This is a genomic window from Mesorhizobium sp. WSM1343, assembly GCF_055901535.1.
The window spans coordinates 6,179,309-6,193,836 of record NZ_CM148370.1 but is presented as its reverse complement, the minus strand read 5'-3'; the positions used below and the strand labels follow the sequence as shown (position 1 = coordinate 6,193,836).

Here is a 14,528-nt window from a genome sequence, read left to right as displayed (position 1 = left end):
GTCGTATCAAGCCCTGAAACAAGGTTCGTTTAAAGCCGCGGCGGGACGTGAGCCCCGCCGCGTCAGCTCTAGAGAACTCCAGATCAATAGATCTTGGAGAACTTTTCGATGTTCGACTTGTCGAACTGGAAGGGCGGAGCCATTGCAGCCGAGTTGGTGTCGTCGAGCGTGACCTTGCCGACGCGGCCGATCGACAGCGTGGCGCCGGGCTTGGCCTCTTCCTTCTTCACCGCCAGATCATGGGCGAGGTAGACGGCCGAGTAGCCGAGGTCGATCGGGTTCCACAGCGCAACCGCCTGGCTGGAACCGTTGTCGATGAACTTCTTGAACTCGGACGGCAGTGCGAGACCGGTGACATTGACCTTGCCGATCAGGTTCTCGTCAGTGACGACCTGGGCGGCGGCAACGACGCCGACGGTGGTCGGCGCGATGATCGCCTTCAGGTTCGGATAGGACTTCAACAGGCCCTTGGCTTCGTCGGTGCTCTTGGCCGAATCGTCATCGCCGTAGACGGTGGCGACGAGTTTGATCTTGGGGAACTTCTCCGGCAGGATCTTCTTGGCCGCGTCGATCCAGGCGTTCTGGTTGGTCGCGGTCGAGGAGGCCGACAGGATGGCGACCTCGCCGCCTTCCGGCAGGTGGTCGGCGGCGAGCTTGATGATGGTCTCGCCGATCAGGCCGGTGTCGGACGGGTTGAGGTGAAGCTGGCGACCTTCCTTGGCGACGCCCGAATCCCACGAGATGACGGTGATGCCGCGTTCCATGGCCTTCTTCAGCACCGGCACCAGAGCGTCGGCGTCATTGGCCGAAATGGCGATGGCGTTGACCTTCTGCGCGATCAGCGAATTGACCACTTCGATCTGCGCTTCGGCGGTCGCCTTGGTCGGGCCGGTGTATATGATGTCGACATCGCCGAGTTCCTTGGCCGCCTCTTCGGCGCCCTTGTTGGCGGCATCGAAGAAGCCGTTGCCGAGCGACTTCACCACCAGCGCGATCTTGACGTTTTCGGCATAGGCGGCATTCACGAACATGGCGGCTGAGAATGCAGCCGTCACCATCAATTTCTTCAAGAAGCTCATCGAATTTCCTCCCTTGAGCGTTGCATTCCATCGCCGCTGCGAGCGCGAGTTGGCCTCAGGCCTGCAGTGAAGATTCTTCCTTGTTGGTTGCGGATGTGCGGGCGACGATCAGCGTCACGCCGGCGGTCTCCAGCATCTTGGCTTCACGATCCTCGATGCCGTCATCGGTGATGACGGTGGCGATGCGCGACAGGCCGCACAGGATGAGGCTGGAGCGTTTGCGGAATTTCGAGGAATCGACCAGCACCACCAACTCGTCGGCCTGGTCGATCAGTTTCTGCTCCGCCTGGATCAAGAGCGGATCGCCCTCCATCAGGCCGAGCGGCCCCAGACCCTGCGCACCCATGAACATGCGGCGCGCATAGAAATTGCGCGTCACGTCGTTGTCGAAGGGCGACAGGATGATGTTCTGCTCGCGATAAATGGTGCCGCCCGACAGCATCACCGTATTCTTGGAGTGCTTGAGCAGGTGCTCGGCGATGGGGAACGAATTGGTGAAGATCGGCATGCGGCGGCCGGTCAGGAAATGCACCATCTGGAAGGTGGTGGTGCCGCCATTGATGATGATCGGTTCGCCGTCGTTGCACAGCTCGACCGCTTCACGCGCAATCGCCCGCTTCTGCGAGGCGTTGATGGTTTCGTTGACGGAAAAGGGCCGGCCGGCCAGCCCGATGAACTGCGGCGGCGAGATTGCCTCGGCGCCGCCGCGCACGCGGCGCAGGCGCTTCTGGACGTGGAGAGCCGCGATATCGCGCCGGATCGTCGCCTCGGAGGACTCCGTCAGGTCGACCATCTCCTGCACCGTCACCACAGGCTTTTCCTGGACGGCGGACAGAATGATCCTGTGGCGCTCTTTTTCGTGCATGGTTCCTCCCTGCCCGGGCATCTAGGCACCCAAAACGCGCAGTGTCAATCATTTCCGATCATATAATTTCATTGTGCAGTGCAATATGATCGATATTGATCGTTTGTGATTGACAAGCCGACCGCTTCCGTGGAAATTCGGGGCCAAATGGCCGCGCCTTTTGCGTGCCTTCGGGAGGATTTCTTATGCTCGACAAGCGCACCGGCGCGCGCCTCGCCAATCTGTGGGACGAGGCCAAGGCTCACGCCATGAGCGGGCCGGAACTTCTGGTCTACCGTTCGAACACACTTGGTTCCGACAAGCGGGTCACCAACTATGGCGGCGGCAACACGTCGTCGAAGATCTGGCAGAAAGACCCGCTCACCGGCGAGGATGTCGAAGTGCTGTGGGTCAAGGGATCGGGCGGCGACAGCGCCTCGATCAAGCTGGACGGCTTTGCCACGCTCTACATGGACAAGCTGCGCGCGCTCAAAGGCCTCTATCGCGGCGTCGAGCACGAAGACGAGATGGTCGGCTTCCTGCCGCACTGCACCTTCAACCTCAATCCGCGCGCGGCCTCTATCGACACGCCGCTGCATGCCTACGTGCCGAAGCCCTTTGTCGACCACATGCATCCCGATGCCATCATCGCCATTGCCGCGGCGAAGGATTCGAAGGCGCTGACCAAAGAAATCTTCGGCGAGGCCATCGGCTGGCTGCCGTGGAAGCGCCCTGGCTTCGAACTTGGCCTGTGGCTGGAGAAATTCTGCCTCGAACACCCGGCCGCCAAGGGCGTCATCCTGGAAAGCCACGGCCTGTTCACCTGGGGCGACACCCCCAGGGAATGCTACGAGACGACGATCTCGGTGATCAACCAGGCGATCGAATGGTTCGAGCGCCGCTCCGAGGGTGTCGCTATCTTCGGCGGTGAAGCGGTCAAGTCGCTCGACGCCACTGAGCGCCGTGCCATCGCGGCCAAACTGATGCCGAGGATTCGCGGCCTGATCTCGGAAAGGAGCCACAAAACAGGCCATTTCGACGATTCCACTGCTGTGCTCGAATTCGTCAACTCCAGGGATCTGCGCCCGCTGGCGGCACTCGGCACCTCATGCCCCGACCATTTCCTGCGCACCAAGATCCGCCCGCTGGTCATCGAATTCGATCCGGCAAAGCCCGATGTCGATGCCGTCATCGCGCGTCTTGCCGACGACATCGCCGAATATCGCGTTGGCTACCAGGCCTATTACGACAGCTGCAAGCATCCGGACTCGCCCGCCATCCGCGATCCCAATGCCGTCGTCTACCTGATGCCCGGCGTCGGCATGTTCACCTTCGCCGGCGACAAGGCGACGGCGCGCATCTCGGGCGAATTCTATGTCAACGCCATCAACGTCATGCGCGGCGCCTCCACCGTGTCGTCTTATGTCGGCCTGCCTGCACAGGAAGCCTTCGACATCGAGTACTGGCTGCTCGAAGACCTGAAGCTGCAGCGTATGCCGAAGCCGAAGTCGCTTGCCGGCCAGATCGCCCTGGTCACGGGTGGCGCCGGCGGCATCGGCCGCGCCACGGCCAACCGCCTGCTGCGCGAAGGCGCCTGCGTGGTGCTGGCCGACATCGACGAGACAGCACTGGCCAGCGCCAATGACGAACTGGCGAAAGTCTACGGCAGGGACTTCGTGCGGCCGGTGCTGATCAATGTCACCTCGGAGGAGCAGGTCATTTCGGGCTTTGCCGAGACAGCGGCCGAGTTCGGCGGCATCGACATTCTGGTATCGAATGCAGGGCTGGCCTCCTCGGCGCCGATCGAGGAGACGACGCTGGCGCTGTGGAACAAGAACATGGACATCCTGTCGACCGGTTATTTCCTGGTCTCGCGGGAAGCGTTCCGGCTGTTCCGCGCGCAGAAGATTGGCGGCAACGTCGTCTTCGTCGCCTCCAAGAACGGCCTTGCCGCATCGCCGAACGCCGCCGCCTATTGCACCGCCAAGGCTGCCGAGATCCATCTCGCCCGCTGCCTGGCGCTGGAGGGCGCGGAGGCGCAGATCAGGGTCAATGTCGTCAACCCGGACGCGGTGTTGCGCGGCTCGAAGATCTGGACCGGCGAGTGGAAGGAACAGCGCGCCGCCGCCTACAAGATGTCGACCGACGATCTGGAGGAGCACTATCGCTCGCGTTCGATGCTGAAGCGCTCGGTCTTCCCGGAAGACATCGCAGAGGCGATCTATTTCCTGGCGTCCGACATGTCGGCCAAGTCGACCGGCAACATCATCAATGTCGACGCGGGCAACGCCCAGTCGTTCACGCGCTGAGCGGAGGGGACGATGGAACACATCATCTCCGCCGGCCTCGTCGACAAGGACAACGCCGCGCGCAAGGCAAACCTCGAGCGCGACTACGCCTCGCTCGGCGAGCGGCTCGACCGTCGCGGCATCGCCATCGACGCTATCAGAGACAAGGTCGAGAAATTCGCGGTGGCGATCCCGTCCTGGGGCGTCGGCACCGGCGGCACGCGCTTTGCCCGCTTTCCCGGTGCCGGCGAGCCACGCGATATCTTCGACAAGATCGAGGATTGCGCCGTCATCCAGCAATTGACGCAGGCGACGCCGACCGTTTCCCTGCACATTCCGTGGGATAAGGCCGATCCGAACCGGCTGAAGCAAGCGGCCTCGCGCTTTGGCCTCGGCTTCGACGCCATGAACTCCAACACCTTTTCCGACGCCAAGGACCAGAAGCTCTCCTACAAATTCGGCTCGCTGTCGCATGCCGACGCCGGCACGCGCCGGCAAGCGGTCGAGCACAATCTCGAATGCATCGAGATCGGCAAGACGCTCGGCTCCAAGGCGCTGACGGTGTGGATCGGCGACGGTTCGAACTTTCCCGGCCAGGTCAATTTCGCCAAGGCATTCGAGCGCTATCTCGACGCCATGAAAGAGCTCTACGCCGGACTGCCCGCCGACTGGAAGCTGTTCAGCGAGCACAAGATGTACGAGCCGGCCTTCTATTCCACCGTCGTGCAGGACTGGGGCACCAACTACATGATCGCGCAGGAGCTGGGCGACAAGGCGTTCTGTCTCGTCGACCTCGGCCACCATGCCCCAAACGTCAACATCGAGATGATCGTGTCGCGGCTGATCCAGTTCAAAAAACTCGGCGGCTTCCACTTCAACGATTCGAAATATGGCGACGACGATCTCGACGCCGGTTCGATCGATCCTTACCGGCTGTTTCTCGTCTTCAACGAACTGGTCGATGCCGAACTTTCCGGCGCCGAGGGGTTCGACCCGGCCCACATGCTCGACCAGAGCCACAACGTCACCGATCCGATCGAAAGCCTGATGCTGTCGGCAGTCGAGGTGCAGCGCGCCTATGCGCAGGCGCTGCTGGTCGATCGCAAGGCGTTGGAAGTTTTTCAGGATAGCAATGACGCGCTGATGGCGACGCAGACGCTGAAAGCGGCCTACCGCACCGATGTCGAGCCGATCCTCGCCATGGCGCGGCTGAAGACCGGCGGCGCCATCGACCCGGTCGCCGCCTATCGAGCGGCGGGTTACCGCGCCAAGGTTGCAGCGGAACGCCCTGCAGTCGCTGGCGGTTCGGGCGGGATTGTCTGAGGCCGAGCCGGCCCCCTCATCCGGCCGCTTTGCGGGCCACCGCCCTCCGGGCGTTCGTTGTTCGAAAAGCCAAGCAGTTGGCTTTTCGCCCGCTGCGCGGACCACGCCTCACCCCCGCAGGGGAGAAGAGACTGGCGTCAGCGCTGACACCTCCTCTCCCCTCGGGGAGAGGTCGGATTGCCCCGAATTGCCCTTCGCAATTCGGTTGGCAATCCGGGTGAGGGGGCTCTTTCTCGTGCTCCCTTAATTGTTAGTGGACTCGATCCGTCCAACACGGTCTTCTAGGCATCCCCCCGCCCGGAGAACCGCCATGCCTCTCAACCGTCGGACACTGATCGCCGCCAGTCTTTCCATCACCTTTGTCCTGGCGCCGTTGACGAGTGTCTTCGCCGCCTCGCCGGCGCCGGCCAAGGGCGAGCACGGCATGGTGGTGACGGCCCAGCATCTGGCGTCCGAAGTCGGCATCGAGGTGTTGAAGAAGGGCGGCAATGCTGTCGACGCGGCGGTTGCCGTCGGCTATGCGCTCGCCGTCGTCTACCCCAATGCCGGCAATATCGGCGGCGGCGGCTTCATGACCATCCGCTTCAAGGACGGCAAATCGACCTTTCTCGATTTCCGCGAGCGGGCGCCGCTGGCGGCGACAAAAACCATGTATCTCGACAAGGACGGCAACCCGGTGAAGGGCGCCAGCCTCGACGGCTATCTCGCCGTCGGCGTACCGGGCTCTGTGGCTGGCTTCGAGATGGCCCGTGAAAAATACGGCAAATTGTCCCGCCAGGATCTGATGGCGCCGGCAATCGGCTACGCCAAGAACGGGTTCATCCTCAACCAGGGCGACGCTGCCTCGTTTGCCGGCAGTGCCGACAGGCTGGCGAAGGACCCCGCGGCCGCCGCCATATTCCTGAAACCCGACGGCAAGCCCTATGGCATCGGCGAGCGGCTGGTCCAGCCCGACCTCGCCGCCTCGCTCGCCGCCATTTCCGAAAAGGGTACGGATGCCTTCTATAAAGGCGCCATCGCTGACGCCATCATCAAGGCGAGCGGCGCCAAGGGCGGCATTCTCGCCAAGCCGGATTTCGAGCAATATGCGGTGCGTGAGCTCAAGCCCGTGACCTGTACCTATCGCGGCTACGAGATCACCTCCTCGCCGCCGCCCAGCTCCGGCGGCATCATCATCTGCGAAATCCTCAACGTGCTGGAGGGCTATCCGCTGTCCTATCTCGGCGCAGGTTCCGCCGAGACGGTCCACGTCATGGTCGGGGCGATGCGCTACGCCTATGTCGACCGCAATTCAGCGCTCGGCGATCCCGATTTCGTCGACAACCCGGTCTCGAAACTGCTTGATAAGGCCTATGCTAAGGATATCCGCGACAAGATCGACCCGTTCCGGGCCGGCGTGTCGCAGGATTTGATGCCGAAGGGCTTTGGCGAGAGCAAGGAGACGACGCATTATTCGATCATCGACGATGCGGGCAATGCGGTCGCGGTCACCTACACGTTGAACGGTTCCTTTGGAGCCGGCGTCGTCGCCGACGGCACCGGCATCCTGCTCAACAACGAAATGGACGATTTCACCCAGAAACCCGGCGTGCCCAACCTCTATGGCCTGGTCCAGGGGGAGGCCAACACCATCCAGCCGAAGAAGACGCCGCTGTCGTCGATGAGCCCGACCGTGGTCGCCAAGGACGGCAAGCCGTTCATGGTCATCGGCAGCCCCGGTGGTTCGCGCATCATCACCATCACGCTGGAAGCGATCGTCAATGTCATCGACCACGGCATGAACATCCAGGAGGCGATCGACGCGCCGCGCATCCACCATCAATGGCTGCCCGACAAGGTGTATGTCGAGCCGTTCGGCCTGTCGCCGGACACAGAAAAGCTGCTGGCCGGCATGGGATATCACCTCGATCTCGCCGACCAGACCTGGGGTCAGGCCGCCGGCATCCTGGTCGGCGGCAAGAGCCTGGCGGAAATCGAGAAAGGCGGCGGCGCGCGCTACAACGGCGCCATCGACAGCCGCGCGGCCTCTGGCGAGGCGCTCGGATACTGACAGCTTGGAGCAGCGTGGCGATTCGGGTTGATCGCCCGCTGCTCAAGTGGATCGGCTCACACCGACTTGACCGTCACAAGACGAGCGTGAGGGTGGACGCAACCAGCATCAAGGCGGCAATGCCGACGAACAGCGCATAGATGCGCGGCCGGTCGAGCAGCAGCGCATTTCCGGAGATCCAGGCGGATGTGGCGCCGCCAAGCGCGAAGAGGAAGCCGTTGCGGTGCCCGAAGACCATCGATGCGGCCATCAGCCCGCCGATGATCAGCGCACCGAACACGATGATCACGGCAACGGCATATCTCTCGAAATCATTGCCGCTTCCCATGCTCGGGCCGATTGCGTTCAAGGTTGGCAGGTCGTCCGGATCGAAAGGGTTCGTCGACCCGTATTCGTCTTGACCGGCAGGCTCTCGCATCATTCGTTCTCCGTATAGCGGCAACAAATCATCAAGCCTTGCCGAGTGCAACCCGATCACGCTGCCTTGATGCGTTCGACCGGTCCTTGACGTCTTCAGGTGGCGGCTTGCTGCCGGCTTTTGGTTCTTGGCCGTCTTTGGTCTCTCAGGCAATCCAGGAAACGGCTGCCCAAAGGCGACCGTAGCTCCCTCTATCATGGAATGCATTCGTGGAGGAAAAATGATGCGGGGCGCGGATTGGGCTTCGCAAACCGTGATTCGGACGGTGACGTCGCACAGGGTTGTTGTACGGGCGAATCGCCTTGCGGCCAGTGGGCGTCTGCGCTTGGCATGCGGTTGCGTGAAAGTTGACTGGGCAGGCATCTTAAATGTTGACTAGTATACTCATGTTTCATAGTCACCGGGCAGTGGTCACTGGAGACCAACCCCCGAAAAGCAGGGCCGGCCGCATTGCAGAGAGACCAAGAGCCCCAGTCGAGAGCCGCGCCCGATCATTTGCGCAGCCGAATGACCCGGCGCCAGGCGCTCGGGCTTTTTTCGCTGCCGTTCGCCGGCATGGGGTCCTCCACGGCTGAAGCCCGTCCGTTGCGCATCGTCTGCCTGGATGACGGGTTGACCGAGACCTTGCTCATGCTCGGTGTCAGCCCGGTCGCCATTGCCGATCGGGAGGTCTGGGAGAAATGGGTGGTCGAGCCGCGGCTGCCGCCCGACGTCGCCGATCTCGGCACGCTGCTCGAGCCCAATCTCGAATTCCTGCAGCAGCTCAGGCCCGACATCATCCTGTCCATGCCGTATCTCGAGGGCATCAAGCCGCTGCTCGAACGGGTGGCTCCAGTGACGACGATCGGGCTCTATACCGAGGCCGGGCAGCCCTATCGGCGCGCGCTCGAGGCGACGCGCCAGCTCGCCGGGCTTGTCGGCAAGGAAAGCGAAGGCGAGGCGCTGATCGCGGCGACAGACGCGTATTTTTTGGAGGTTCGCCAGCAGTTGGCGCCGCTTTCGGCACGGCCGATCTATGTCGTCAGCTTCCTGGACCCGCGCAATGTGCGCGTCTACGGCGCAAAGAGCCTGTTTCAGGAGGTGTTCGACCGCATCGGGCTCAGCAACGCGTGGACGGCCGAGACCAACTATTGGGGGTTTTCGACCGTCGGCATCGACGGGCTGGCGACATCCAGCGATGCGCGCCTCGCCTATCTCGAACCCTTGCCTGAGGGCGCCGGCGGCACGCTGACCGAAAGTCCGGTCTGGAATGCCATGCCCTTCGTGCGCAACCGCTCGATCATGCGCCTTCCTGCCGTCCTGATGTTTGGCGCGCTTCCATCCGCGAGCCGTTTTGCCCGGGTCCTGGCATCGGCGATGACCGCGGAGGCCGCCCATGGCTGAGGATGCTGCCATTGCCCAAAGGGGGAAGCCTGCGTCGGCCGGCCGGGCTCCCGTGTGGAGCTTTTCCAGCAATCAGCCGGTAGGCGCGATCCTGCTTTGCGCGGTGCTGCTCGCGGCTGCGGCAGCGGCAACCGTCTCGAACCTCACCGTGCAACTGCCATCGGCGCTCTGGCTCCAATCGCTCGCCGCTCCCGACATCGCTGACATGCGGCAGGTGCTCGTCCACTATGCCTTCCTGCCCCGTCTTGCGATCAGCCTTTTGTGCGGTGCGGCGCTCGGGCTTGCCGGAACTGTCCTGCAGCAGGTTCTGCGCAACCCGCTCGCCTCGCCTGAAACCGTCGGCGTCTCGGCCGGTGCCTATCTGGCGCTGGCACTGGCGACGCTTCTGTCACCGTCCCTGCTTGCCTTCGGCCGCGAATGGGTGGCGCTGGCCGGCGCATTTATGGCCCTTGCCGCCGTCATCGCTCTGTCCTGGCACAAGGGCCTGTCGCCGCTTTCGGTGGTGCTGGCCGGGCTTGTGGTCAGCCTCTATGCCGGCGCCATCGGTGCCGCTCTCATCGTGCTGCGGCACGAATGGCTGGCCAGCCTGTTCATCTGGGGCGCCGGTTCGCTCGGCCAGCAGGACTGGTCGACGACGCTGTGGCTTTTGCCCCGCATCGGCGCAGCGGCGCTGGCGATCTTCTTCATGGTGCGGCCCCTGACCCTGCTTGGCCTCGACGATGAAGGCGCGCGCAGCCTTGGCGTGCCGCTCGGCGCCTATCGCTTCGCCGGACTGGCGGCCGCCGTCGCGCTGATCGCCTTTGTCGTTGCCGCTGTCGGCGTCATCGGCTTCGTCGGCCTGGCCGCGGCGACGCTCGCGCGCATCGGCGGTGGCCGGCGGCTTGGCCAACAGCTGGTGATGGCGCCGCTGATCGGCGGCGCGTTGCTGTGGGCCGCCGATCAAGGCGTGCAGATCGCCACCGGGCCGCAAGGCGACCTGCTGCCGACCGGAGCGATCACAGCACTTCTCGGTGCGCCGCTGCTGCTCTGGCTGCTGCCGCGCCTTGCGCTTGGCTCGGAAGCCCCGACCTTGATGGCCGTGCGCCTGCCGCGCGCAAGCCGGCCCGGCCTTGTTCTGATGGCACTCGGCCTGGCTCTGCTTCTGCTGCTCGGGCTGGCCCTGCTCTATGGACCGGGTCCGCATGGCTGGACCTTCGCCTTCGGCGACGAGCTGCAGCCTTTGCTGTCGTGGCGGTGGCCCCGCGTGCTTGCCGCGCTGAGTGCCGGGGCGATGCTGGCGCTTGCCGGGCTGATGATGCAGCGGCTGACCGGCAATCCGATGGCCAGCCCCGAAGTGCTGGGCATCAGTGCCGGTGCCGCCCTTGGCATGATGGTGGCGCTGTTTGCGCTCGTCGATGCCGGGCGCCCGGTTCAGACGGCGGCGGCAACGATCGGCGCCTTCGCCGCTTTGCTGGTGACGCTGGCGATCGGCCGTCGTGCCGCCTATGCGCCGGAGCGGCTGCTGCTTGCCGGCGTTGCCCTGACGGCCTTGTTCGACGCGCTGATCCTGGTGCTCACCGCGACCGGCGATCCTCGCGCCATGCTGCTGCTCAACTGGCTGACCGGTTCGACCTATGGCGTCGATGTCGGTGACGCCCTGCTGACCGGTGGTATCGCGGTCTGCCTCTTCGCGCTCGCGCCTTTCTTCGTGCGCTGGCTAAACATCCTGCCGCTCGGCTCCGCCGCCGTTCAGGGCCTTGGCATCAACCTGAAGAGGGCGCGGCTTCTCGTGCTGCTGGCCGTCGCGGCACTCACCGCGGCTTCGACGTTGATCGTCGGTCCGCTGACCTTCATCGGCCTTATGGCGCCGCATCTTGCTCGTCGCCTTGGCCTTTCCCGTGCGCTGCCGCAGGCCATTGGCGCGGTGCTCGCCGGCGCGCTGATCATGGTCGCCGCCGACTGGGTGGGCCGGATCGCCATCTTCCCGCGCCAGATCCCGGCCGGTCTCGTCGCCACGTTGATCGGCGGCCCGGTGCTGATGTGGCTGCTGCGCCGCCGCTGACCGTTTTGCCTGGAGATATCCATGTCCAAGATATCCATGTCCAACGCGACGCCAGCCCTGATCGCCAACACGGCGGTCCACGATCTTGTTCCGGCGCAGGGCGGCGCGCCCTGGCGGATATTCCTGCATGTGCCGTCCGGGCCGGTGCCCGAGGCCGGCTGGCCGGTCCTCTACATGACCGACGGCAACGCCGTCATCGGCACGGCGGTCGACGCCATGCGCGCGCAGGCCTTCTATCCCACGGGCACCAATGTCGGCTGGGGCGTCATCGTCGCCATCGGCTATCCCGTCGACGGCGCCTATGATCCGCTGCGCCGCTCATGGGATCTCGGCCCGCCGCCAGGCAAGACCTACCCGCCCTTCCACGAAGGCACGTCCGAAGTCCGGACCGGTGGGGCAGGGAAATTCCTTGCTTTCATCGAGGATGAGCTGAAGCCGTGGGTCGCCAGCCGGGTCACGGTCGATGCCAGCCGCCAGGCGCTTTACGGCCATTCTTTCGGTGGCCTGTTTGCGCTCTACGCCCTGTTCACGCGGCCTTCTTCCTTTCAGACCTGGATCGCGGCGAGCCCCGCCATCTATTGGGAAGACCGTGCCATCGACCGCTTTCTCGAAGCCTTCGAGGCCGCCATTCCCGATGGTCTGGCGGCGACCATGATCCTGTCGGCCGGCGAGTACGAGACCGAGAAGCTGGCGCCGTTCCAGATTGGCGCCGAGGACGAGGAAAAGCGCCTGAAGCAGAAAAAGGTGACACGCACCGACGCATTCGCGCGGGCAATGGCGCAGCGTCTTGACGCGCTCCCGGGCGTGCGCGCCAGTTTCGAACTGCATGCCGGCGAGAACCACATGTCGATCCTGCCGGTCACCGTCAATCGCGCGGTGCAGGCGGCGTTTGCGGTGAGGAGGGACACCGCCCTTTGCTGAACGCCGCAGCAAGACGGTCGGCGCTGTCATTCCTGTGAAGGGGAGGCGCTCAATCGGCGGTAGGAGACGCCGCCGAAGTTTGCCGTCACAAAATCCGTGACGGACATCTTGCGCTTGCCTCCGTCGCTGCAGGCGTAAACCGGCCAACCGGCATCGCTGCATTCGCTGGCAGCGCAGATGCGCGCCAGGCAGTTGCCGATAGTCAGCCGGAAGCCGCCCTTGCCGGCGAAGCCTTGCAACAGGCTGCCGTCCGCCGAGCGCCATGTCCGCGCACGGAATTCCGCCCGCAAAAGCAGTGGTTCGAGAGGGACCGCAAGGTTGTTTTCGCCGGCACGCCCTGCGAGCTGCAGACGGAAGCGCGCCATTGCGGTCGCGTATGCAGTCACAAGATCGGCTTGGCGAAAATAGGCGGTTGCCAGGCTTGGGCGGTCAAGCAGATGAGACGTCCACTCGCCTGCCCCTACCGGCCTCACCAAGGCAACAAAGGCAAGAAAGGCGAAGCAAGCTCGTGACATTTCCAGCAGCCATATCTGTCTCGGCGTGCCGGTTTGCCCCCGGTTGCCCTCCCATAACATCCCGCCAATCGGCGCCCGGCGCAAGCCGCTTGCTAAGGCAGTTCAGAAGGCCGCCGAGCAAGGGATCCCGGAGCCGAAGACGGTGACCCGCATCGACGAACCTGTGCGGGCGATCGCGAGAGGGTGGCGGTGTTTGCGGCAAGGGATCTTGACCAGCCCAGGGTTTCCTAGCCGATGCGAGCCGGCGGCAGCTCGAACAAAGTGGCGCCGTTCTCCCGGCCGCGCTCGACATAGCCGATGACGCCGAACCATCTTGCGACATCCGGCCCCTGGAGCCAACTGCGCGAATGGATGGCGAGGTTGCCGGCGAGCGCCTGGATATGCCTGATATGCCGCTTGCAGAAACGGACGGTCGTGGCCCGGAAGAAGTCCTCCCGTGCGGCGAACAGCGTGTCGGCGGCGTCGCTGTTCTCATGCCAGGCGATGATCGCCACGGCCTTGTCGCCCTCGACAAGCGCGTGCGCGCGGCCCTCCTTCAAATTCATCATAAGGTTGTCGTAGGCGATCTTGCTGTCCTTGCCGGCAGCGACGTATTCGTCCGACATCCGCTTGGACAGACCGCGAAAGACATCCTCCAGATCCCCAAGCGTTGCTGCGCGTGCTCTCATTTCACCTCCTGCAGCCCCAACGGGCAGTTTGCCCTAGGGTTGAGGGGTGGCCAAGCAAATTAAATCCGCCGGCGGGCTAATGTGCGCAAAGTGATTCCACTTGGCGATGCAGGCGGCGACGCGACGGGGGTGCCCAGAACGGACCAGGAGGGGATGGTGCCCAGAGGCGGAATCCAAATCAAAAAAATCTGTTTTTGTTTTCAAATGCTTGGAACTCGCGCACCGACAGGCCAATCAACAGAAATACCAACAGAATATTTCTGTGGATTGGTTCGGTTCCCGACCATTGCAAATGAAATGCACCCGCATCCCCACTCAGAACCTGATCGCTCTTCTCATTAACCGTAGCCAAGGACCAGATCGGTTTCCTCGATCACGCATATAGCGCCGGGATCGAGTCGAAGGTGCACCGCCGCTACCCCGTGGGAATATTGCTTTCAATCGACCGTTTTCAAACTTGACCTTTCGTCTTTGCCTGGCATGGCGCAGAGAGCGTCTTTCGATTTTACTCCTATAGCATTGAGGGGCCGCAGCAGCGTTGACTTGCCGGCGCCGTTCTCACCCTAAGCAGAATGAACTCGCCCCCACGAAGTTCAAAATCAATATTGCCCAAGGCAAACAGCGTGCGCTTGAGGTGGTGCATTTCAAACTGCTTGGTAATGCCCTCGACGCGCAACACTGGCGCCGGCCTCTTGGGGATAGAAACCTCGATAATCATGTCTGACACTCTCAAAGCTTGGCGTGGACGAGCTGCTGGGTGTAAGCGTGCCGGGGGTCCTGGAAGATCTGATGCGCCACGACCTTGCCGCGACGCATAACCATGACGCGATCGGCCATGTCCGGATTACACCGAGATCGTGGGAGACGAGAACCATGGTGATGGCGCGGTCCCGCTGCAACCGCTTCAGCGTATAGTGACGTCGACTCGCTTAGAGCTTCGACGTCACCAAAGTTCTTCGAGATGCCGCGCAAGGTAAGCATCGGTTCGGCGCATCAGT

General features: G+C 63.4%; 11 protein-coding genes. 6 read left to right on the top strand and 5 right to left on the bottom strand.

What is annotated here, in order from left to right:
- Nucleotides 1-83 precede the first annotated feature (83 nt).
- Complete coding sequence (rhaS, locus tag AC0NIL_RS30050; protein WP_013533599.1) at nucleotides 84-1,079, bottom strand: rhamnose ABC transporter substrate-binding protein; 996 nt, start codon at nucleotides 1,077-1,079, stop codon at nucleotides 84-86.
- Between the two features lie 55 nt (nucleotides 1,080-1,134).
- The gene (locus AC0NIL_RS30045) at nucleotides 1,135-1,944 is read right to left on the bottom strand and encodes a DeoR/GlpR family DNA-binding transcription regulator (protein WP_013533598.1); all 810 of its coding nucleotides are present in this window, start codon (nucleotides 1,942-1,944) and stop codon (nucleotides 1,135-1,137) included.
- 185 nt (nucleotides 1,945-2,129) lie between these two features.
- Here AC0NIL_RS30045 and AC0NIL_RS30040 point away from each other — a divergent pair, with 185 nt between their 5' ends.
- The 3 genes from AC0NIL_RS30040 (at nucleotide 2,130) to ggt (ending at nucleotide 7,584) form a co-directional block, all read left to right on the top strand.
- On the top strand, nucleotides 2,130-4,232 hold the full coding sequence (locus AC0NIL_RS30040) for a bifunctional rhamnulose-1-phosphate aldolase/short-chain dehydrogenase (RefSeq protein WP_275954033.1): 2,103 nt from the start codon (nucleotides 2,130-2,132) through the stop codon (nucleotides 4,230-4,232).
- A 12-nt stretch (nucleotides 4,233-4,244) separates the two neighbouring features.
- Nucleotides 4,245-5,534 (top strand): L-rhamnose catabolism isomerase, encoded by a 1,290-nt coding sequence (gene rhaI / locus AC0NIL_RS30035; RefSeq protein WP_275954032.1) that lies wholly within the window; start codon nucleotides 4,245-4,247, stop codon nucleotides 5,532-5,534.
- Between the two features lie 310 nt (nucleotides 5,535-5,844).
- Nucleotides 5,845-7,584 (top strand): gamma-glutamyltransferase, encoded by a 1,740-nt coding sequence (ggt, locus tag AC0NIL_RS30030; protein WP_275954031.1) that lies wholly within the window; start codon nucleotides 5,845-5,847, stop codon nucleotides 7,582-7,584.
- Between the two features lie 73 nt (nucleotides 7,585-7,657).
- On the opposite strand, the gene AC0NIL_RS30025 is transcribed toward ggt, so the two are convergent.
- Nucleotides 7,658-8,005, bottom strand: a complete 348-nt coding sequence (locus tag AC0NIL_RS30025) for a hypothetical protein (protein WP_032808338.1) — start codon at nucleotides 8,003-8,005, stop codon at nucleotides 7,658-7,660.
- A gap of 504 nt (nucleotides 8,006-8,509) precedes the next feature.
- On the opposite strand from AC0NIL_RS30025, the gene AC0NIL_RS30020 reads away from it, so the two are divergent.
- From AC0NIL_RS30020 to AC0NIL_RS30010, 3 genes are read left to right on the top strand one after another with little or no spacing between them, the layout of a single operon-like run.
- Nucleotides 8,510-9,385, top strand: coding sequence for an ABC transporter substrate-binding protein (locus AC0NIL_RS30020; protein ID WP_275954030.1), 876 nt, complete (start codon nucleotides 8,510-8,512; stop codon nucleotides 9,383-9,385).
- Nucleotides 9,378-11,426 (top strand): Fe(3+)-hydroxamate ABC transporter permease FhuB, encoded by a 2,049-nt coding sequence (gene fhuB / locus AC0NIL_RS30015; RefSeq protein WP_275954029.1) that lies wholly within the window; start codon nucleotides 9,378-9,380, stop codon nucleotides 11,424-11,426. Before AC0NIL_RS30020 ends, fhuB begins: the two co-directional genes overlap by 8 nt.
- Before the next feature lie 21 nt (nucleotides 11,427-11,447).
- Nucleotides 11,448-12,347, top strand: a complete 900-nt coding sequence (locus tag AC0NIL_RS30010) for an alpha/beta hydrolase (protein WP_275954028.1) — start codon at nucleotides 11,448-11,450, stop codon at nucleotides 12,345-12,347.
- 26 nt (nucleotides 12,348-12,373) lie between these two features.
- Here AC0NIL_RS30010 and AC0NIL_RS30005 read toward each other — a convergent pair whose 3' ends face one another.
- Together AC0NIL_RS30005 and AC0NIL_RS30000 are read right to left on the bottom strand one after the other, a co-directional pair.
- Nucleotides 12,374-12,586 (bottom strand): hypothetical protein, encoded by a 213-nt coding sequence (locus AC0NIL_RS30005; RefSeq protein WP_245463562.1) that lies wholly within the window; start codon nucleotides 12,584-12,586, stop codon nucleotides 12,374-12,376.
- A 503-nt stretch (nucleotides 12,587-13,089) separates the two neighbouring features.
- Nucleotides 13,090-13,530, bottom strand: coding sequence for a hypothetical protein (locus AC0NIL_RS30000; protein WP_013533589.1), 441 nt, complete (start codon nucleotides 13,528-13,530; stop codon nucleotides 13,090-13,092).
- Nucleotides 13,531-14,528: the final 998 nt, after the last annotated feature.